Origin of the sequence: Mycetocola sp. (assembly GCF_046716805.1) — a bacterium.
Classification (GTDB): Bacteria; Actinomycetota; Actinomycetes; order Actinomycetales; family Microbacteriaceae; genus Mycetocola_A.
Genome location: NZ_JBKJWH010000012.1, coordinates 20363 through 40256, shown reverse-complemented (window position 1 = coordinate 40256; position 19894 = coordinate 20363). Strand labels below are relative to the sequence as shown.

At 67.1% G+C, this 19894-nt stretch carries 17 protein-coding genes; 13 read left to right on the top strand and 4 right to left on the bottom strand.

From position 1 onward, the window contains the following. A complete protein-coding gene (locus ACLQ62_RS01005) occupies positions 1-369 on the bottom strand; it encodes a response regulator transcription factor (RefSeq protein ID WP_411719796.1) in 369 nt (122 codons plus the stop codon). 152 nt (positions 370-521) lie between these two features. On the opposite strand from ACLQ62_RS01005, the gene ACLQ62_RS01000 reads away from it, so the two are divergent. The 3 genes from ACLQ62_RS01000 to ACLQ62_RS00990 all read left to right on the top strand — a co-directional run bounded on the left by ACLQ62_RS01000 (position 522) and on the right by ACLQ62_RS00990 (position 3209). Continuing rightward, a complete protein-coding gene (locus ACLQ62_RS01000) occupies positions 522-1097 on the top strand; it encodes a helix-turn-helix domain-containing protein (RefSeq protein ID WP_411719795.1) in 576 nt (191 codons plus the stop codon). A gap of 4 nt (positions 1098-1101) precedes the next feature. Then, complete coding sequence (locus ACLQ62_RS00995; RefSeq protein ID WP_411719794.1) at positions 1102-2517, top strand: MFS transporter; 1416 nt, start codon at positions 1102-1104, stop codon at positions 2515-2517. 230 nt (positions 2518-2747) lie between these two features. Further along, complete coding sequence (locus ACLQ62_RS00990; protein ID WP_411719793.1) at positions 2748-3209, top strand: methyltransferase family protein; 462 nt, start codon at positions 2748-2750, stop codon at positions 3207-3209. Positions 3210-3295: 86 nt separating this feature from the next. On the opposite strand, the gene ACLQ62_RS00985 is transcribed toward ACLQ62_RS00990, so the two are convergent. Then, on the bottom strand, positions 3296-4159 hold the full coding sequence (locus ACLQ62_RS00985) for a hypothetical protein (protein ID WP_411719792.1): 864 nt from the start codon (positions 4157-4159) through the stop codon (positions 3296-3298). Positions 4160-4595: 436 nt separating this feature from the next. Between ACLQ62_RS00985 and ACLQ62_RS00980 the strand changes: the two genes are divergently transcribed. The 6 genes from ACLQ62_RS00980 (at position 4596) to ACLQ62_RS00955 (ending at position 13917) form a co-directional block, all read left to right on the top strand. Then, the gene (locus tag ACLQ62_RS00980) at positions 4596-7265 is read left to right on the top strand and encodes a DNA polymerase III subunit gamma and tau (RefSeq protein WP_411719791.1); all 2670 of its coding nucleotides are present in this window, start codon (positions 4596-4598) and stop codon (positions 7263-7265) included. A gap of 6 nt (positions 7266-7271) precedes the next feature. Next, entirely contained in the window at positions 7272-7871 is a 600-nt protein-coding gene (recR, locus tag ACLQ62_RS00975) for a recombination mediator RecR (protein ID WP_411719790.1), read from the top strand. A gap of 700 nt (positions 7872-8571) precedes the next feature. Further along, the gene (locus ACLQ62_RS00970) at positions 8572-9840 is read left to right on the top strand and encodes an aspartate kinase (RefSeq protein ID WP_411719789.1); all 1269 of its coding nucleotides are present in this window, start codon (positions 8572-8574) and stop codon (positions 9838-9840) included. A gap of 114 nt (positions 9841-9954) precedes the next feature. Beyond that, the gene (locus tag ACLQ62_RS00965; protein WP_411719788.1) at positions 9955-11013 is read left to right on the top strand and encodes an aspartate-semialdehyde dehydrogenase; all 1059 of its coding nucleotides are present in this window, start codon (positions 9955-9957) and stop codon (positions 11011-11013) included. A gap of 69 nt (positions 11014-11082) precedes the next feature. Further along, complete coding sequence (locus ACLQ62_RS00960; protein WP_411719787.1) at positions 11083-12726, top strand: sensor histidine kinase; 1644 nt, start codon at positions 11083-11085, stop codon at positions 12724-12726. Positions 12727-12729: 3 nt separating this feature from the next. Further along, positions 12730-13917 carry a GGDEF domain-containing protein gene (locus ACLQ62_RS00955; RefSeq protein ID WP_411719786.1) on the top strand — a complete coding sequence of 396 codons (1188 nt, stop codon included), beginning with the start codon at positions 12730-12732 and terminating at the stop codon, positions 13915-13917. Between the two features lie 97 nt (positions 13918-14014). Here the strand turns inward: ACLQ62_RS00955 and ACLQ62_RS00950 are convergent, their stop codons facing one another. Continuing rightward, on the bottom strand, positions 14015-14629 hold the full coding sequence (locus tag ACLQ62_RS00950) for a MerR family transcriptional regulator (RefSeq protein WP_411719785.1): 615 nt from the start codon (positions 14627-14629) through the stop codon (positions 14015-14017). 70 nt (positions 14630-14699) lie between these two features. On the opposite strand from ACLQ62_RS00950, the gene ACLQ62_RS00945 reads away from it, so the two are divergent. Beyond that, complete coding sequence (locus tag ACLQ62_RS00945) at positions 14700-15116, top strand: hypothetical protein (RefSeq protein ID WP_411719784.1); 417 nt, start codon at positions 14700-14702, stop codon at positions 15114-15116. A gap of 61 nt (positions 15117-15177) precedes the next feature. On the opposite strand, the gene ACLQ62_RS00940 is transcribed toward ACLQ62_RS00945, so the two are convergent. After that, positions 15178-16029, bottom strand: a complete 852-nt coding sequence (locus ACLQ62_RS00940) for an endonuclease domain-containing protein (protein WP_411719783.1) — start codon at positions 16027-16029, stop codon at positions 15178-15180. A 260-nt stretch (positions 16030-16289) separates the two neighbouring features. Here ACLQ62_RS00940 and ACLQ62_RS00935 point away from each other — a divergent pair, with 260 nt between their 5' ends. The 3 genes from ACLQ62_RS00935 to ACLQ62_RS00925 all read left to right on the top strand — a co-directional run bounded on the left by ACLQ62_RS00935 (position 16290) and on the right by ACLQ62_RS00925 (position 19855). Continuing rightward, complete coding sequence (locus tag ACLQ62_RS00935) at positions 16290-17768, top strand: malate:quinone oxidoreductase (protein ID WP_411719782.1); 1479 nt, start codon at positions 16290-16292, stop codon at positions 17766-17768. Positions 17769-17985: 217 nt separating this feature from the next. Then, positions 17986-19221: a glycosyltransferase family 4 protein gene (locus ACLQ62_RS00930; RefSeq protein WP_411719781.1), complete on the top strand. Its 1236-nt coding sequence runs from the start codon at positions 17986-17988 to the stop codon at positions 19219-19221. Between the two features lie 19 nt (positions 19222-19240). Next, positions 19241-19855, top strand: coding sequence for a thymidine kinase (locus tag ACLQ62_RS00925; protein WP_411719780.1), 615 nt, complete (start codon positions 19241-19243; stop codon positions 19853-19855). Positions 19856-19894 lie beyond the last annotated feature (39 nt).

Sequence of the window (19894 nt, the reverse complement as noted above, 5' to 3'; positions counted from 1 at the left end):
TCAGCCTCGCATCAGCAGCGCATTGACCCGCGCGAGCAGTGCCCGCGGGCTGAACGGCTTGGTGACGTAATCGTCGGCGCCGACCGCGAAGCCTGCCTCGACGTCGCGTTCCTGCGCTTTCGCGGTCAGAAGCAGCACGGGGGTGGTGATATCGGCCTGTCGCAGGGCGGAAAGCACGTCGATGCCTGACATGCCCGGCATCATCACGTCGAGCACGATGCCGTCGAAGTTCCCGGTCAGCGCTTCGTGGAGCCCGCTGTTGCCGTCCATCGCCACCTGCACGTCGTATCCGGCGGATCCCAGCTTGAGAGCGATCAGATCGCGGATGTCGGCCTCATCATCGACGACGAGAATTCGCTTGTCTGGCATGGGTCCCCCGGTGCAAATAATGTGGGGATGTCCTGCCGCGATAACGCGCCCCCTCGTAATCCTAAGGGGCTGGCGCCTCAGCGTGCGTGACCGAACGGGGCGTACTCACAAGAACTCTTGCACAAGAACTCTTGTGGGTTTACCTTGAGGCCATGACCGGCGCTTCAGATCCCCCGCGCTCACTCGTCGACCCGCACGCCATGCGAGCGCTGGCTCATCCGTTGAGGGTGCGGATGCTCGGTGAGTTGCGCGTTTCAGGGCCACGCTCGGTGGGCATGCTGGCCGATCTGCTCGACGAAGCTCCTGGCTCGATCAGCTACCACGTCGGTGTGCTTGCCCGAGCGGGTTTCGTCGTCGAGGCGCCTGAGCACGCCCGCGACGCCCGCGAGCGCTGGTGGCAGTCGGCACAGTCCCACACCCGATTCGAGCCGAGCCGGCTCAATGCAGACCTGACGCGTCTGGCGAGCGCGGCGATGCGCCACACCTTCGTCCAGGCGCTCAGCACCGAAGTCGGGGAGTACATCGACCTCGAGCCGACCCTCGACCCGGAATGGGTGGCTGCCGCCACGAGTGGAGACTCCGTGGCTTTCCTGTCCGTGGACGATCTGCGTGAGCTCTCCGAGGAACTCGACGAGCTCGCGCGCCGGTGGGAGGCACGCAGTCGCCCGGGCGAGCCGGGCACGCGGGCCACACGACTGATGTACAACGCTTTCGTCCGACCGAGGTGACCCGGTGCCAACACGTGAATCGACCGCCCTGCGTTCACCGCTGATCGGATTGCTGGCGGCTGAACTGGTCTCGAAGGCCGGCAACGCCGTCACGATGGTCGCCGTGCCGCTGTACGTGCTCGGATCCACCGGCTCGGCCCTGGCCACCGGCGTCGCTGGAGTGTTCACAACGGTGCCCGTCATTGTCGGCGGCGCCCTCGGCGGTGCGGTGATCGACCGATTCGGTTACCGCACCTCGAGCATCGTGGCCGACCTCGCCAGCGGGCTGACCGTCCTGGCGATTCCTGTCTTCGCGTCGACCAGCGGGCTGCCGTTCTGGCTCCTGCTGCTCCTCGTCTTTTGCGGCGGCCTCCTCGACACTCCGGGCGACACCGCGAAGACCGTCCTCCTCCCTGAGCTGGCCGAGCGTGGTCGTGTTCCGCTGGCGCGGGCGGCCGGTGCGCAGTCCGCCGTTCAGCGCAGCGCGTCGATGATCGGGGCGGCGAGCGCCGGGATCCTGGTGGCGGTGGTGGGCGCGACGAATTCGCTCGTCGTGAACGCGGCGACGTTCGCGGCATCCGCTGTGCTCATTGCCGTGTGCATTCCGCGGGATGTCGCTGGGCCGCTGCGGGAGGAGACCGGCTCGTATTGGCGGGAACTGGCGGATGGTATCCGTTTTCTCAGCAGGCAGCCACTGCTGCGAAGCATCGTGCTGCTGGTGATGTTCACCAACGCGATCGACATCGCCGGGATCACGGTGATCAAACCGATTTACGCGACGGAGGAATCGGAGACGGGGGCTTTGCTCGGGTTCATGATCGGATGCTTCGCCGGGGGTGCGCTCGCCGGGTCTGTGCTGTTCGCGATGTGGGGGCACCGGCTCGCGGGGCGGGCGCTGTTCGTGCTGTCGTTCTTCTGCGCCGGTGTTCCGCCTTACGTCGCGATGCTTTTGGGCGTGCCGGTGCCGGTACTGCTGCTTGTTTTTGCGCTGTCGGGGCTCTCGGCCGGGGCGATCAACCCGATGTTGTCGACGGCGATGTACGCCCTGACGCCCGAGGCGATGCGGGCGAGGATCTTCGGCGCGACGACGGCTGGGGTCGCGGCCGCCATGCCGGTCGGCAGCTTCGTCGCCGGTGTGGCGGTCGCGGGCTCGGGTTGGTCCGACGCTTCTCGGCTGCTCGGTCCTCTACGCCGTGTTGACGCTGCTGCCGCTGTTCGGGAAGCGCTGGACGGGGCTGGATGCCGCGCGGGCGCAGGGCGGGTAGGCTCCGGTTTCCAACTGCGGAGTTTCCTGCGGATACCGAGGCTTCGGCGTCGGATTCCGGGTGAAACCGCGAAATCTCCGAAGTTGAGGACAGAACCTCTGGGTTCAGGTCGCCGGTGCGGACACCGCGATCACATCGGCCGGTGGCGGCCAGCTCGACCTTGTCGCCCGCGGTGATCGACGCCCAGCCGCGGGATTCCGCCACCGTGCCGCCGCGGGTCGTCCGTAATTTCGGAGATTGTGCTGACAGAGGCGCGTGTCGGGCCGCAAATCGGGCAGCTTCCACGAATCTCCGAAACTGGAAACACCGCCGCCTCGCGCTTCGGATCTCTTTACTTCGGGTTTCGACCGAGGCGTAACGTGGAAGCCGGCGCTCTCAGCAGTGGAGCGCCGGGAGGGCAAGGCGCGTGCACAACGGGTCGGCGCGGTGGCGGGATCGGCTGAGCAATCTGCCGATTCCCGAGCAGCACGTCGTCCCGCTCGTCGTCGCTGCCGTGCTCGAGCGGGTTCAGCCGCGACGGCTGCCCGGGCCGCCCACGGTGCTGCGGGTCTCGGGCGCGCTCCTCTTGGTCGCCGGCACGGTTCTGGCCGCAGGTGCGTGGCGCGAGACGCAGGACATCCGGCTCGCCGACCCGGACCGGCTGGTAACGACGGGTCCCTACGCTCGATCGCGGCATCCGATGTACCGGGCATGGGCGCTCGGGCATCTGGGCTGCGGGTTGCTGGTTCGCTCGGGTTGGGCGCTCGCAGCGTGGGTGCCGGCCGTGCTGGCAGTGCGGCGGCAGGTCGAGGCGGAGGAGGCGGCGCTGCGGCGGCGCTTCGGGGCCGCCTGGGACCGGTACGCCGAGGCGGTGCCGCGCTACGGCTGACTCGCGGGTGTGGTGTTTCCCACTGCGGAGGGTGTGGACCGGGAGGCGATCCGCACCTTGAGCGGCGGGTTCTCCGAACTTACGACTTAGGGCCGGCGTCGCGGCCGTCGTGCAGGAAGCCCGCGCTGTGCGTCGGTCACCATCCGCCGGATCGCCGCACGTGTCGTGTCCCAATCGTCGAAGACGTGGAATCCGCCGATCCGAAGCATCCGCATTCCCTGCAACTCGGCATTGCGATCCTTCGTTCGATCATGAAGGAATCGTTCCGGCCCGTGCCACTTCTCGCCGTCGACCTCGAGACCGACACACTCTTCAACGATGATGTCGACCGGCCCGGCTCCGGGCACGTGACCCTGTGTCCGAACCGCGAAGCCCGCCCGGAGAAGTTTCAGCCGCGCGAATGTCTCGTAGCCGGACTGGGCGCCACGGTCTATCCCGGACAGAATCGGCTGGAGCCGTGCCGGCGCGTGAAGGAACACCAGATCGAGTTGGTCATCGCTGAGGAATTTCATGTGCAGCGCGGACTCAACGCAGGCGAGTGCGTCATCGGGACCCAGGCACCGGATGGCCTGCAGGACCGCGTCGACCGGGGCAACTTCGAGCAGATGTGCCTTCTGGACAGTGCCACTCCAGTGGACGAAAGCGCTGGGGATCGATCGTCGCGCGTGCTGGTGGGGTTCCATGCGAAGGTGCAAGCCGGGTCGCTCCAGGCCTGACCACACGCCGTGCCTCGCGAGGCTGCTCACGCAGTCGAGGCGTCCGCCAGTCTGAGCCGCGAGGGCGAGCGGGGTGTCGATGTGCGTGCATGCGTAAATGCCTCGTGCCAGGCGCCTGATGAGCCCGCTCTCGCGTGCCCTCCTGAGATCGCGGACAGAGAAGTAGCGCTGCAGTTGACCGGTCGTTGCTACATGTCCTGAGTCACACAGCCAGGCGATGATGTCGGTGCTCATCCACAGAGTGTCGGAGTCTGCGGTGCCGGATTCGCGCGCCCGGTCTTATCGGTGGAAAGGTGCTCCTGGGCGAGCGATGGGGGAGGGAGGGGAGCGGCTGCGTTCGCAACGTCGGGGATTCTGGGGCGAACGTGCCGATTCTCTGCTTGAGACAGTCGGTCAGCGCAGAATCTCCGACGTTGCATTCCGGGATCTCGGGCCCGCTCCAGGTCAACCGCCTCCGCTTCTCGTGGCAGGGGCACGGAGAGTAGCGAGGCGAGAAACCCTGTCCGCAACTTCGGAGCTTTCAGCGCGTTGAGGCACTTTTCGGCCCGCAACCGGGCGTGACCGGGAGAATCTCCGAAGGTGCGATCCGTAGCAACCGGGGTCCACGTTTCAGCGACCATCCAAATGCACACCCGGCCGCAGTGTCAGCGGCGGCGACTACGATGAGACAGTGGTTACAGCCCTGTATCGCCGTTACCGGCCAGAGTCCTTTGCCGAGCTGATCGGTCAGTCTCAGGTGACCGATCCACTGATGACGGCCCTGCGCACCAACCGGGTCAACCACGCCTATCTCTTCAGTGGCCCACGCGGTTGCGGCAAGACCACTTCGGCCCGCATCCTCGCGCGTTGCCTCAACTGCGTCGAAGGCCCCACGGACACCCCGTGCGGTGTCTGCCCGAGCTGCGTCGAGCTCAGCCGTGACGGCGGCGGTTCCCTCGATGTCGTCGAGATCGACGCCGCCAGCCACAACGGTGTCGACGACGCCCGCGACCTCCGCGAGCGGGCGATCTTCGCCCCGGCGCGTGACCGCTACAAGATCTTCATCCTTGACGAGGCCCACATGGTCACGCCGCAGGGCTTCAACGCGCTGCTCAAGATCGTCGAAGAACCGCCGGAGCACATCAAGTTCATCTTCGCGACGACCGAGCCAGACAAGGTCATCGGCACCATCCGTTCGCGCACCCACCACTACCCGTTCCGGCTGATCCCGCCCGCGCAGATGCTCGAATACGTGCAGTCGCTGTGCGAATCCGAGAAGGTTCAGGTCGAGCCGGGCGTCCTTCCGCTCGTGGTCCGCGCCGGCGGAGGTTCCGCCCGCGACACCTTGTCCCTCCTCGACCAGCTCATGGCCGGGTCCGAGGGCGACACCGTCGACTACGAACGCGCGGTGGCACTGCTCGGCTACACCCACTCGGCGCTTCTCGACGAGGTCATCGACGCGCTCTCCGCCCGGGATGCCGGCGCCGCCTTCTCCGCCGTCGATCGCGTCATCCAGACCGGCCAGGATCCCCGCCGCTTCGTCGACGACCTCCTCGAGCGGCTCCGCGACCTCATCGTCGTCGGCGCGACCGGGGGAGACGCGGCATCCGTGCTTCGTGGCATCCCGCAGGATGAACTCGACCACATGGCACTGCAGGCCACCGGATTCGGCCAGGCCGAACTCAGCCGCACCGCCGACATCGTCAACACGGCCCTGAGTGAGATGACCGGCGCGACCTCGCCCCGCCTGCACCTCGAGCTCATGGTGGCGCGAGTGCTCGTGCCGTCGATGGATGACACTGCCCGCGGCGCCCTCGCCCGGGTCGAACGGCTGGAACGCCGGGTCGGCATGTCCGACACCGCGTCTGCGATCACCGAATCTGCGGATGCCGTCGACGCCGCTCCGGCCGCGTCCGCACATCGCTCGTTCGATGAGCCGGTCGAGCCGGTCCCGTCCCGGCCCCGGGTCACGCCGGAAGCCGCATCCGCTGCTCCCGAGGCGCCTCGGCCTCCCGCGCCGGTCACCGTGAAGCCGGTCGGGCCGGTCACCCTGCAGCAGCTTCGTGACTCCTGGACTGAGGTCCTCGACCGGGTGGCGGCGACCAAACGGTCCGCGTGGTTGGTGGCGCAGACGGCATCCGTTCGCGCGTTCAGCGACGACGCCGTGCTGCGGTTGAGCTTTCCCAGCGCGAAAGATGTCGAAGACTTCAAGCACCTCCACGCCGGCGACGGCGTCAGCACGATCGTGCGCCAGGCGATCCTCGACGTGCTCGGCGTCACCGTCAAGTTCATCGCTCATGTCGACGCCCCCGGCGATGCGGATGCCGCTCCTCGCACGTCGCCCGCCCCGACCCAGCCCGGTTCCGGTGGGCCAGCCGGTGGGAATGACGGTCCTGCCAACCCGGGCGCACCAGGCGCCGGAAATTCGGCGCCCGCCGTGGCCGGCGCGAATGTGTCGGCAGCTCGGGGCGCGGCCAGCCCGACCGCGGTTTCCGAGGCGGCTCCCGCTGCGAGCTCAACCGGTGCCCGCCCGAACGTTGCGCCATCGGCCGTGGCTGCGTCGCCGGCGAGCGGCGTTCCTCGCGCGCAGACCGCCCCGACTGCTCCTGCGGCAGCCGGCCCCCGGTCTCCGCAAGCCGATGCGCGGGCGTCCGCGGCACCGCGTGCGACAACGACCGTTGCGCCAGCCCGAGGCGTGTCCGTCCCAGCCGCACCCTCTGCCCAGGCTCCGGCCGCGGGCGGCTGGCACGTTGTTGCCATCCCGACCTCCGATCCCACCCACCAGCCGGACGACGACGCGCCTCCGCCCGACGACGCGCCTCCGCCCGACGACGCGCCTCCGTTCGACGACGCGCCACCGCCCGAGGACGAACCGCCCTACCCCGACCCCCAGGTGGACCCGGGCTATCGAGAGCCGGTAGCGATCGGCGATGTGCCGTCGGTCATCCCACCAGGGCGTTTCGCGCCCCCGCCAGCGAAGTCCGCCGCGAATGCCGGCGGCTGGGCGGCGACCGCGCCAACCTACGCCACGCCGACCGGGGGAACGGATGCCGCCTCCGCGGCACAAACACCACCGAGCGTTTCCGCACCGGCCAGCCCCGACCCGATCACCGCAGCAAGGCAGGCCGCGCCGAAAGCCCAGCCCGCCGATCCCACCCAGCGCCCCGCGGACGCGGCCGCGTCCGACCGGCCGAGCGCTGCGGCATCCGTCGCGCCAGCAGGGGGGCGTCCGACGCACCGTCAGCCGGTGCACCCAGCGGCGAGCTCCCGTTACGGCGAATCGGTGGTGCGCGAACTTCTCGGAGCGAGCTTCATCGAGGAACAGCCGCACACTCCGCCGACCCGATTCAACAGGGACTAGAACCTCATGTACGAAGGCATTGTCCAGGAACTGATCGACGAATTCGGTCGACTGCCTGGAATCGGTCCGAAATCCGCCCAGCGGATCGCGTTCCACATTCTGCAGACCGAGACGTTTGACGTGAGCCGGCTGGCCGAATTGCTCACCGAGGTGCGCGAAAAGGTGCACTTCTGCGAGATCTGCGGAAATGTCGCCGAACAGCCGACTTGTTCCATCTGCCGTGACCCGCGCCGCAACCCGGCGAGCATCTGCGTCGTTGAGGAAGCCAAGGACGTTGTCGCCATCGAGCGCACCCGCGAGTTCCGCGGGCTGTACCACGTGCTCGGCGGGGCGATCAGCCCGATCGACGGCATCGGCCCGGACGACCTCCGCATCCGCCAGCTGATGCAGCGGCTCGCCGACGGCACCGTTCAGGAAGTCATCATCGCCACCGACCCCAACCTGGAGGGCGAGGCGACCGCGACGTACCTCAGCCGGTTGCTGACCGTGCTCGAGATCAAGGTCACCCGGCTGGCCTCAGGGCTCCCGGTCGGCGGCGACCTTGAGTACGCCGACGAGGTCACTCTCGGCCGCGCCTTCGAGGGTCGCACGGTCGTCAAGCGCTAACCGCGGCGCTTCCCGGATGCCGCGCGGCACGTCGCCGCGGCGCGCCGATTCACCCACTCCGGTCGCGTTCACGCGGTGCGCCGGGTGTATTGGTCCGGAACGGGTGAACTGGCGCGAGAAACTGACGCTGTTTTCCGCCGCATCGGGTGCCCGCCGGCGTGCCGCGCCGCTCGCCGCTCCGATGACCCACCGGATGCCGCGCCGCTCACATGACCCACCGGATGCCGCGCCGCGCGCAACGGCATCGGTGCGCCGATTCACTCACTCCGGTCGCGTTCACGCGGTGCGCCGGGTGTTTCTGTCCGGAACGGGTGAACTGGCGCGAGAAACTGACGCTGTCCTCCGCCGCATCGAGAGCCCGCCGGCGTGCCGCGCCGCTCCGATGACCCACCGGATGCTGCGCCGCTCACATGACCCACCGGATGCCGCGCCGCTCGCCGCGCGTGACCGCATCGGTGCACCTATTCACGCGTTCCGGTCGCGTTCACGCGGTGCGCCGGGTGTTTCTTGTCCGGAACGGGTGAATCGGCGCCCCAGCCCGCGCGGACCGAGCGCCGCACCGAGCGCCCCGGATGCCGCGCCGCACGGCGCGAGTGACGGCATCCGTCACGTGCATCCGTCACATAGCAGCCCCGGCATGCAGCCGCGTTTAGAATGGAGAGTCGGGTCGGACCCGATCGACCCCCACCCAGGAGTATCCGTGAGCCTTATCGTGCAGAAGTTCGGCGGTTCGTCCGTCGCAGACGCCGAAAGCATCAAGCGCGTCGCCAAGCGCGTCGTCGAATCGCACAAGGCCGGAAACGAGGTCGTCGTCGTCGTCTCCGCGATGGGCGACACCACCGACGAACTGCTCGACCTCGCAGCGGCCGTGTCACCGCTTCCGCCGGAGCCGCGCGAGATGGACCTGCTGCTCTCCAGCGGTGAGCGCATCTCGATGTCCCTCCTCGCCATGGCGATCAAGAACCTCGGCGTCGACTCGCGCTCGTACACCGGGCTCCAGGCCGGGATGCGCACCGACAAGCACTACGGATCCGCCCGCATCATCGAGGTCAACCCGGTGCGTGTGCGCAAAGCCCTCGACAACGGCGCGATCGTCATCGTCGCCGGGTTCCAGGGCTTCAACGACGAAACCGAAGACATCACCACGCTGGGCCGCGGCGGCTCCGACACCACAGCGGTCGCCCTCGCCGCCGCCCTCAACGCCGACGTCTGCGAGATCTACACGGATGTCGACGGCATCTACACCTCGGACCCCCGCATCGTTCCGCGCGCACGAAAGATCGAAACGATCACGAGCGAAGAGATGCTCGAGCTCGCGGCGAACGGTGCCAAGGTTCTCTATATCCGCGCAGTGGAATACGCCCGCAGGCACGGCGTGACACTCCACGTACGCTCATCGTTCAACAACAACGAGGGAACCCTCGTCTACAACCCGAAAGAGGGCGAACAGATGGAACACCCCATCGTCACCGGTGTCGCAACCGACCTCACCGAGGCCAAGATCACAGTCGTCGGCGTTCCGGATGTTCCGGGCAAGGCCGCCCAGATCTTCAAGATCATCGCCTCCACCGACGCCAACGTCGACATCATCGTGCAGAACGTGTCAGCGGCGGCCACCGGTCGCACCGACATCTCCTTCACCCTGCCGCAGGACGAAGCCCATAAGGTCCTCACCGCGCTGCTCGACCAGCGCGAAGAGGTCGGGTACGAGTCGCTGCAGCACGACGACCAGATCGGCAAGCTTGTTCTCGTCGGCGCCGGGATGAAGGCGAACACCGGTGTTTCGGCCCGCCTGTTCGAAGCCCTGCACCTGGCCGGCATCAACATCGAGATGATCTCCACCAGTGAGATCCGCATCTCGGTGATCACCCGCGCCGACAACGTGAAGGAAGCCGCCCGCGTCGTGCACGCCGCGTTCGGCCTCGACAGCGACGAAGAAGCCATTGTCCACGGCGGCACCGGCCGCTGACCGCAACTGCGGAGATTCTTCGCAAAACCACCCCCGGATCGCCGACCAAGCGTCGATTTGGAAAGATTGTCCGAAGTTAGGCGCGGGCCCCCGCGCGGCACAGGAGAGAACATCATGAGTAACGGAGTCAACCTCGGCATCGTCGGCGCCACCGGCCAGGTCGGCGCAGTCATGCGCATCCTGCTGGAGCAGCGCGAATTCCCGATTGCGAGCATCCGTTTCTTCGCGTCGGCGCGTTCCGCCGGCAGCACCCTGACGTTCCGCGGCGAAGAGATCGTCGTTGAGGATGCCTCCACCGCTGACCCGACCGGCCTCGACATCGCCCTGTTCTCGGCCGGCGCCACCAGCAGCCGCGCCCAGGCTGAGCGGTTCGCGGCGGCGGGCGCCACCGTCATCGACAACTCCAGCGCGTGGCGGATGGACCCCGACGTTCCCCTCGTTGTGTCCGAGGTGAACCCGCACGCCATCGACGAGGCGAAAAAGGGCATCATCGCCAACCCGAACTGCACCACCATGGCGGCGATGCCGGTGCTCAAGGTCCTGCACGAGGAGGCCGGTCTCGAGCGCCTCATCGTCAGCACGTACCAGGCAGTCTCCGGCTCCGGGCTCGCCGGTGCCCGCGAACTCGCCACCCAGGTGCGCGTCGCCGTTGAGGACGGCAACCTCCTCCAGCTCGTGCACGACGGCTCCGCTGTGCCTCTGCCCGAGCCCACCATCTACCGGCGCCCGATCGCGTTCGACGTCGTTCCGCTGGCCGGCTCGATCGTCGACGACGGTCAGAACGAGACCGACGAAGAGAAGAAGCTCCGCAACGAGAGCCGCAAGATCCTCGAACTGCCCGGGCTCCTGGTGTCAGGCACCTGCGTGCGGGTTCCGGTGTTCACCGGCCACTCGCTTTCCATCAACGCCGAGTTCTCACGCGACATCACCCCGGAGCGGGCCACCGAATTGCTGGCGGATGCCCCGGGCGTCGCGCTCGCCGACATCCCCACGCCGCTGGAAGCAGCGGGCAAGGACCCCGCATTCGTCGGACGGATCCGGGCCGACCAGAGCGCCCCCGAGGGCAAGGGCCTCGCCCTCTTCATCTCGAACGACAACCTGCGCAAGGGAGCCGCGCTCAACGCTGTTCAGATCGCCGAACTCATTGCAGCGCGACTCACCGCTGCCGTTTAGCGCCCGCCACGCAGTAGCACAAGTATCCGAGCGGCGCCGACCGCCGACCAGCGTTGCTAGTGTTCACACATGAGCAGTCCCTCGGCGTCGCCGAAGAAGTCGCACGGGCGAGAACGCCTTGAGCGTTCGGTGTTCCTGTGGCAGCTGCTTCTCGGGGTCGGGGTGCTCATCCTCGTCTGCATCCTGCTCGTCGTCGACATCAACCTGTCAAGTGAACCGCTCCTGCTTGTGGGGGTCGCGGTCATCTTCCTGACCACCATGGCGGCATCCGTTGTGCCGTGGCGCAACCTGCCGCGGCGCGCGACGATGGCGCTGCCGATCCTCGACATCTTCGGTATCGGCCTGATCGAAGTCGGTGAACCGTCGTTGGGTGCGGCGCTCTTCCTCGTCTTCCCGGTGATCTGGCTCGCCACTTATTACAGCCTGTTCGGCGCTATTCTCGCCCCAACGCTGTCCTTCCTCGCTGTTGCTGTGAACTGGTTCGTGAACCCGCACAAGACGGTCAACCTCCCCACGTTGCTCGTGCTGGCGATCGTCTTCGCGTTCGTGGCCACGGCCAGCTACACCGGCACGCAGAAGAACCGGGCCCAGCGGCGGCTGCTCCGCCAGCAGGCGATGCTGCTCGAGGAAGCCTTCGACCGGACCCGACGTCAGGAACGCACCCTTGACGAAGTGATCAACGCGGTCACGTTCGGTGTGGTCGCTTACGACAAAATGGGCAGGCCCACCATGGTCAACCGGGCGCACCGGCAGCGGTTGCGCCAGTTCGGTTTCGACGAGAGCGAGATCGTTCCGGATGCCATCTACCGCGAAGACCGCGTGACACCGTTCCCGGAAGAGGAACGTCCGCACAAGCGCCTCGCCCGAGGTGAATCGTTCGACGATGTTGTCATGTGGTACGGCGACCCGGGCGGATACCGGATGGCCCTCGCGGTGACCGGGCGGCCCCTGTCGAACGCGGCGGGACATCAGGACGGCTCCGTCTGGGTGTCACGAGACGTCACCAGGGAGCTCGAGGCGATCGGGGCGCGCGACGACCTCGTCGTTTCGGTTTCGCACGAGTTGCGCACACCGCTGACCTCCATCCTCGGTTACCTCGAACTCGTGCTCGACGGCGACGATGTCGGCGTCGAGAGCCGCACCCACATCGAAGTCGCCCTGAAAAACGCGGACCGCCTGCTCTCCCTCGTTTCCGACCTGCTCGTGGCATCCCACGACGACCAGGTCGGTTTCCTGCTGAACTTCGCCCCGACCGACGTCGCTGTGATCGCCAAACAGTCGATCCAGGCGCTGAAGCCGATGGCCGAGGAGCGCAAGATCTCACTGCTGCTCACCACGATCGGCGATTCGATCGTGCAGGCGGACGAGTTCAGGATCCGACAGGTCATCGACAACCTTCTCTCCAACGCGGTGAAGTACAACAACTCGGGCGGCCGCGTCAGCATCGCCGTCATCGGCGATTTCCATGAGGTCGAGATCTTCGTGTCGGACACGGGCCGCGGAATGACCGAAGAAGAACAGAAGAACCTGTTCGCACGGTTCTATCGAGCCGAGTCCGTGCGAAATACCACCATCCACGGCACCGGGCTCGGGCTGAGCATCAGTCGCGAGATCGCTCGCGCCCACGGCGGCGACATCCGGATGTCGGCAAGCAGCCCCAGCGGGACGACCATGGTGGTCACCCTTCCCCGCGAAAACGACGAGGACGCCTGAGACATGATCACAGCAGCCGGCAATGGGGCATCCGTGCTCGACCTTCAGACTCTGCTCATCGCGAGCGGGATGGTGGTCGCCATCTGCGGAACCTCGTTCGTCATCAACACGGTGTTCGGCCGCAACGACCCGCCCGGACGGCTGTGGAGTGCCGCTTTCATCGCCGGCATCCTGACAACGATTTCGTTTGCGATCTGGGGAGCTGAGCCGTCCGCGTGGTGGGCGATCGTGTTGGGCAACGCCTCACTGGTGCTCGCCATGGGATGCGTGTGGGCGGGTTCGCGGCTCTTCAACGGCCGCTCCTCCCGGTTCGTTTTCGTGATCGGTGGCTCCGCAGTGGCGGCCGCCGCCGCCACGATCGACTCCCCGGAGGGCGGTGACTGGGCCGGCGGGTTCGTCTTCCTCCTCGGTGTGTCCGTGTTCTCCGCACTGGCGGGAGTCGAGTCACTTCGGGGGCGGATGCGACGCAACCTGAACGCGCGGATCCTCGCGACTTTGATGCTCGTCGTGGGCGCCTACTACGGAGCCCGGGCGGTGGTATTCCTTCTGGCGTCGCCCGAGAGCGACCTTTTCCGGGAGGCCTTCGGGACGGAAATCACAACCTTCTTCACCATCCTCTTCGTGATCGTGGCGTCGACGTCGATGTCGATCCTGCGGGCTGAACGCTCGAGTGCTCGGCCGTCCCGGCCGCTCGAGCAGGCCAACTGGAACGGCATCCTTCCTGACGCGATGTTCTCGACCCCCGCAGCGGACCGCATCCGCCGTGCCAACCGGCACGGGGAACGTGTCGCCTTCATCGGCGCCGAGATCGACAACATGGCCGACATGAACATCGCGTTCGGCCGGACCTTCGGGGACGACACGATCGAGTCGTTCAGTTCGATCCTGCAGGACCACCTGCCGCCCACCGCCATCATCGGGCGCCGGGCGGGTGCGCAGTTCGCGTGCGTCGTCATGGCCGATGACCTCGAGCAGGCGCAGGACATCGTCGAACGGGTGCGTGTCGCGCTGATCGACGAGCCGGTGGAGAAATCCACCGGGATTCGCCTCGCCGTCAGCTGGGGTGTCGTCATGGTGGAGCCGGGCGAGCCGGACATCGCCGCTCTCACCGCCGAGGTGCGCGGCCTGGTGAAGGCGGCGCAGCAAGCCGGCGGCAACCGCATCGCGGGGAGTTCTGCGTCCACCTGGTAGCGGGCTGCGCACGCTCGACAGGGGCCGACCCTCCGGTTGAGTCGTTTCCTCCTGCTGAGCGTGCGCCGGCGCGGTTTCTCCCGGGCGGGCCGCGGCCTCAGTCGGCCGGGTTGCCGAGGCGCTTGGCGGCAATGTCCTGGTGGGCCAGCCGGCGCATCGCGAGGAGAACCGGCTCGGAGAGAGCGGTGCCGAGCACGGCGTATTCGATCGGGCTGAGGTCACTCGCTCCCATCCGCTGCAGGTCGTACTCGGCGATCGCGCGGATGTGCCGCGCGTACACCTCGAACCTCTCGTCGCTCATCCCGACGCCGGCCTCCTCGGCCGCTTCGAGCGCGTGCTCGAGCTGCGCCGTGGCCGCATAGCCCGGGTCGTAGAGCTGCCCGATGCGCTCGAGCAGTGTGCGCGCGCGCGGATGCTCCGCCGCGGCACCGGCGCGATACGGCGGGAGGCTGGCGACCGCCTGCCCGAGGGCGGAGTACAGGTCGCTGCCGGGGTCGTCAATGAGGTGGAGCACCACTTTCACCTTGTGGAGGGGGAGTCCAGCGGCCGATGTGAGGGCCTTGATCACCTGCAACCGGTGCACGTGGTCCTCGGTGTAGCGCGCCTGTGTCGCTCCGGTGGGTATCCCCGGCTGCAGCAACCCCTCACGGAGGTAGTACTTGACGGTGGCCAGCGGAACGCCGGTTCGCTCGACGAGCGCAGAAACTCTCACGAAACCCCTTGCTTGGATAGTCACGGTATCCAATACTGGATATTACCACTATCCAATCACGGGAGTTCCGATGAACGCGTCCAACCTGATCACCGCCGGGATCGTCCTCCTCACCGTCGTGGCCGTGGAGTCCGGAGGTCTGTTCATGCTCAAGGTGGTGCGCGGCAAGCAGCCCGCCAACGCGCTGCAAACGAGCTTCTACCGGGCGGGGCACGCCCACGCCGGGGTCCTGGTGATCCTCGGGCTGGTGACTCTTCTCCTCGTCGACGGCAGCGGCGCGTCCGGTCCGGTGGTCGCCGCTCCGACCCTCGTGCTCTCGGCCGCCATTCTGATGCCCGCCGGGTTCTTCCTCTCCGTGATCGGCACCGACCCGCAGAAGCCGAACGGCTTCGCGGTGCTGCTCTACGTCGGCGCGGCAGCGCTCGCCGTCGGGCTCATCCTGGGCGGGGTCGGCCTGATCGGGGAGGGCGTGGCCCAGCTCGGTTAGCCCCGCGCGATTTCGGCCGACCCAACACCCCCTGCTGTGCGTGCGATTGCCTGCGCGAGCCTCAGCGCACGGACGGACGCCCTTGCGCGAGGATCCGCCGCACAACCTCGATGCACCGGTTCATCGAGTTCATCAGCTGTGGATGATCGAAACGGTGATAGCGGTAGCCGAGCAGGATTAACTCGGCATCCCGGCTGCGATCGATGTGCATCTGCTCCAGTTCCGCATGCGAGCCGCCGTCCAGTTCGATGACGAGCCAGCCGTCGATCAGCACGTCGACGTGGCCCACGCCGCGAACGAACACCTGAATCTCGACGTTCCAGCCTTCCGCTTCCGCCGCGAGGCGGAACAGCGTTTCGATTCCGGACATCGCCTTGCGGTGGCTCCGCGCGACACCTCGTCGCAACCGTCGTGGCAGGACGTTCTCGATGTCGCGTACCAGGACGTCGTCGATCAACCCCATGTACCGCGCGCTCTCCAGAGAGGCGATGGCATCCGTCGCGTCACCGCGCACAATTGTCTGGGCCAGGGCGTCCGGAACCGACACCCGCCACCGGATGTCGGTGGTCGCCGGGAATCGTTCGGGTGCCATGATGCGGTGCTCGCCCGGGAAGAGGACCGGTAAACGGCTGGCGTGCGGCGGCGAGCACACCCACAGGCCGGAACTTCTGCCGACCCAGACCCCGTAGCTGCGGAGAGCGGACGAAGCAGCCAGCTTGCCGCCCCGGTTGATCGCCCGAACCGCCTCCGGATGCGCCAGTCGCGTGGCCACCCACGGCCGGCGAAGCGCCACCATCGACCCCTCCGCCAGTGCGGATCGAACCCGGTGGGCAGAATGGCCCAGCTCAAGCAGCTGGCTGCGCTGGGCGAGATGGCCGAATCGGCGCATGTCTTCAACGATGTCGCGGGTCATGCGTCCACTGTCGGCGTCGTGGCGGGCTCCATGGGCGCGAAACCGGCAATTGTGAGTTCTTCTGCCCATCTGGTGCACGGTGGAGGACTACTGGTCGGGCGACGCCGAACAGGGGAGTGGCTGGCGAAACAGCCCGATCCTCCTGTCGAGCGTTCGCGACCGAACGAATCTCCTGTCGAAGCAGCGGCAGGGCGTGCAGGCGCGAGCCGCACCGGCCGGCGCGTGCGCGACCCACTCGTGCCGCCGCCTAAACTAGAGCCATGACCTCTTCCAGCCCGGTGGATGTCGCCCTGATCGGTGGCGGCATCATGAGCGCAACTCTCGCAGCCCTGATCAAGCAGCTTCAGCCGGACTGGACCATCGAAATCTTCGAACGACTCGGCGATGTCGCCGAGGAGAGCTCGAACCCCTGGAACAACGCCGGCACCGGCCACGCCGCGCTCTGCGAACTCAACTACATGCCCGAGGGCAAGGACGGCTCGCTCGACCCGTCCAAGGCGATCAGCATCAACGAGCAGTTCCAGTTGAGCCGCCAGTTCTGGTCCTCGCTCGTCGCCCGCGGCATCCTTCGCGATCCGTCTACGTTCATCAACCCGACCCCGCACATGACCTTCGTGCAGGGCGAGAAGAACGTGGCCTACCTGCGCGAGCGCTACAGCGTGCTCAAGAAGCAGCCGTTGTTCGACGACATGGAATACTCCGAGGACTCCCGCGTCATCCACAAATGGGCGCCGCTGCTCATGAAGAAGCGTCTCAAGGGCGAGCCGTTCGCGGCGACCCGTGTCGCCTCCGGCACCGACGTCGACTTCGGCGCGCTGACCCATCAGCTGTTCGACGCGACAACGGATGCCGGCGCCAAGCTTCGCCTCAACACCGAGGTCCGCGGACTGAAGAAGCAGAAGGACGGGACGTGGCTCATCCGCCACCGCCTGCTGGTCGGCAGGACTCCCGGTGTGACCCGCGCGCGATTCGTGTTCGTGGGCGCAGGCGGCTGGGCGCTGAAACTCCTGCAGAAGTCCGGGATTCCTGAGATCAGGGGTTACGGTGTCTTCCCGATCTCGGGGCAGTTCCTGCGCACCGACAACCCCAAGATCGTCGCCGAGCACCGCGCCAAGGTTTACAGCCAGGCCGCGGTCGGTGCACCGCCGATGTCGGTTCCGCACCTCGACGCACGGGTCGTCGACGGTGAATCGAGCCTCCTCTTCGGGCCGTACGCCGGCTTCAGCCCCAAGTTCCTCAAGAATGGATCGATCCTCGACATCGTTACGCAGGTGCGCCCGTCGAACCTCGTGCCGATGCTCGCCGTCGCGAAGGACAACCCGAGCCTGATCACGTATCTGGTCGGTGAGCTGCTCGCCAGCAAGTCGAAGAAGTTCCGGTCGCTGCAGGCGTTCATGCCGACGGCGAAGCCCGAGGACTGGTACCTCATCACCGCCGGCCAGCGCGCCCAGGTGATGAAGAAGGACGAGAAAAAGGGCGGTGTACTGCAGTTCGGTACCGAGGTGATCGCCGCGGGCGACGGCACCATCGCCGGGCTGCTCGGGGCATCGCCCGGGGCATCCACCGCGGTCCCGATCATGATCGATGTGCTGAAGAAGTGCTTCCCGAACGAGTTCTCGCAGTGGGAACCGCAGATCAGCGGCCTGATGCCCAGCTACGGGATGCTGCTCAACGAGAACCCGGCGCAGGCCAGCGCCGTGCTGTCGAAGACCGCCGAGGCCCTGGCGATCACCCGCTGACGGCCCCGCGCAGAACCAGCCCTACCACTTGTCCCCTCTTTGGGGGAACCCTCAGTGACCGAGATTGAGCATTTCTCACAGTCGCCGGTATATTGAACCCCAACCGGGGGGTTCGGACCGTACTCCGGCTGGACCTTGCGCCTGTAAACGCGACCGGCGGGAGACACCCCCTGTCGGTGTCGGAGGGTGATGGTTTGCTGTGGGTGCAGCAGGAGGAATGGACGCGAGATCCGCGTCGCTGAGGATTTTGTACAGTTTTCCCGGAGCGATCGGGAGTCCCGGTCCGGGAGCGATCGCCTGGCATCAGGTCAACCAGCTCGTCCGGCTTGGGCACGATGTCACACTCGTCGTGGCGAGCGTCGCCCGCGCGGTCGTCGGCATCCGTTCGATCGTCCGCTCCCTCGATTTCGGCGGGCGTCGCATCCCTGAGCGCAGCATCGGCCGTGCTCGTGCGTACGCGTGGCACGACTGGCGCGCACGCCGGGTGCTCGCCACCGGCCGGTTCGACGTCGTCCACGCCTGGCCGCTCGCGGCCGCACGGACCCTTGAACTCGCGGAGCGCCTCGGCGTCGTCGGCCTCCGTGAGGCCCCTGGCACGCACTTCGCCCAGGCCTGCACCGCCGTCAGCCGCGAGTACGCCCTCCTCGGCCTGCAGATCCCGCCCGTATGGTTGAAGTTCGGTGACGGCGACCGCATCGAACTCGAGGAACGCGAGTACGCTGCGGCAACCGCTCTCCTGGTGCCATCGGATGCCGTCGCGAACTCGTTCCTGGCGCGCGGCTATGATCCTTCCCGCCTCATCCGGCACCAGTACGGGTTCGACCCGGCGGAGATCCGCGTGCAGGTCCGTGAGAAAGAGCATCCGTTCACCGCTCTCTTCCTCGGCCGGTGCGTGCCCCGCAAAGGACTCCACTATGCGCTCAAGGCCTGGCTCGCGTCGCGGGCCAGCGAGACGGGGCGTCTGCTGATCTACGGCACCTTCGACGAGGACTACCGAGAGGTGTTGCGGCCGTTCCTCGCGCACCCGTCGATCACCCTCTACGGGCCGACAGAGAAACCCGGTGCCGTGTACGCCAAGGCCGACGCGCTGCTCCTGCCCAGCGTCGAAGAGGGCAGCGCCCTCGCCACCTACGAGGCACAGGGTGCCGGGGTGATCCCGCTGGCGTCAACGGCGAGCGGCGGCATGATCGAGCACGGGGTGAACGGGCTTCTCCATGAGGCCGGTGACACCGACACGCTCGCCGGGCACATCGACCTGCTCTACGAGCAGGAGAAGGTGCGCCGATTCCTCCGGACGTCGGCGCTCTCCCACGCCCAGCAGCTGACCTGGGCGACCGCCGGGCGGGAACTGGAGCACGCGTACCGCGTCGCCCTCGACCAGCCCACCGAGGACGCCTATGGCCGACCATCCGAGCGCACCACGGCGAACTGGGACGACAGCGCCGTCTCATAGCCGCTACTAAACTCAATCCGTGGCAAAACTCTACTTCCGCTACGGCGCGATGAACTCCGGCAAGAGCACGGCCCTCCTGCAGGCGGCGTTCAACTACGAAGAGCGCGGCCACCACGTTCTGCTGGCCAAACCGGCCGTGGATACGAAGGCTGAGTCGAGCATCGAAAGCCGGCTCGGTGTGATCCGCCCCGTGGATTTCATCATCGAACCGGATGCCGACGCCTACGCCCTTTTTCTGCACCACCGTGCTGCCGCCCTCGCCAGGAACGGCGCAGACATCAGCTGTCTTCTGCTCGACGAGGCCCAATTCCTCACCGACGCACAGGTGAACGACCTGCTGCGTATCGCCCTGCTCGAGGGGATCCCTGTGCTGGCGTACGGCATCCGCAGCGATTTTCAGACGGTGGCATTCCCGGGCAGCCGGCGTCTGCTCGAGATCGCGCACACCCTCGAGGAGCTCAAGACGATCTGCCGTTGCGGTCGCAAGGCGCTGTTCAACGGGCGCCGCCTCGGTGACCGGTTCATTTTTGACGGCGACCAGGTCGCGATCGATGGCGTCGAAGTGACCTACGAGTCGCTGTGCGGTGTCTGCTACCTGCAGGAGTCGGCGGGAGCGCTCGGCCCGGTTCGCTGACTCAGCAGAGCTGTCAAGTCCCTGCCTCGCCGGAACATC

Coding starts and splice junctions, on each gene's coding strand:
- ACLQ62_RS01005 (WP_411719796.1), bottom strand. CDS start 369: ATGCCAGACAAGCGAATTCTCGTCGTCGATGATGAGGCCGACATCCGC.
- ACLQ62_RS01000 (WP_411719795.1), top strand. CDS start 522: ATGACCGGCGCTTCAGATCCCCCGCGCTCACTCGTCGACCCGCACGCC.
- ACLQ62_RS00985 (WP_411719792.1), bottom strand. CDS start 4,159: ATGAGCACCGACATCATCGCCTGGCTGTGTGACTCAGGACATGTAGCA.
- recR (WP_411719790.1), top strand. CDS start 7,272: ATGTACGAAGGCATTGTCCAGGAACTGATCGACGAATTCGGTCGACTG.
- ACLQ62_RS00965 (WP_411719788.1), top strand. CDS start 9,955: ATGAGTAACGGAGTCAACCTCGGCATCGTCGGCGCCACCGGCCAGGTC.
- ACLQ62_RS00960 (WP_411719787.1), top strand. CDS start 11,083: ATGAGCAGTCCCTCGGCGTCGCCGAAGAAGTCGCACGGGCGAGAACGC.
- ACLQ62_RS00955 (WP_411719786.1), top strand. CDS start 12,730: ATGATCACAGCAGCCGGCAATGGGGCATCCGTGCTCGACCTTCAGACT.
- ACLQ62_RS00945 (WP_411719784.1), top strand. CDS start 14,700: ATGAACGCGTCCAACCTGATCACCGCCGGGATCGTCCTCCTCACCGTC.
- ACLQ62_RS00940 (WP_411719783.1), bottom strand. CDS start 16,029: ATGACCCGCGACATCGTTGAAGACATGCGCCGATTCGGCCATCTCGCC.
- ACLQ62_RS00935 (WP_411719782.1), top strand. CDS start 16,290: ATGACCTCTTCCAGCCCGGTGGATGTCGCCCTGATCGGTGGCGGCATC.
- ACLQ62_RS00930 (WP_411719781.1), top strand. CDS start 17,986: ATGGACGCGAGATCCGCGTCGCTGAGGATTTTGTACAGTTTTCCCGGA.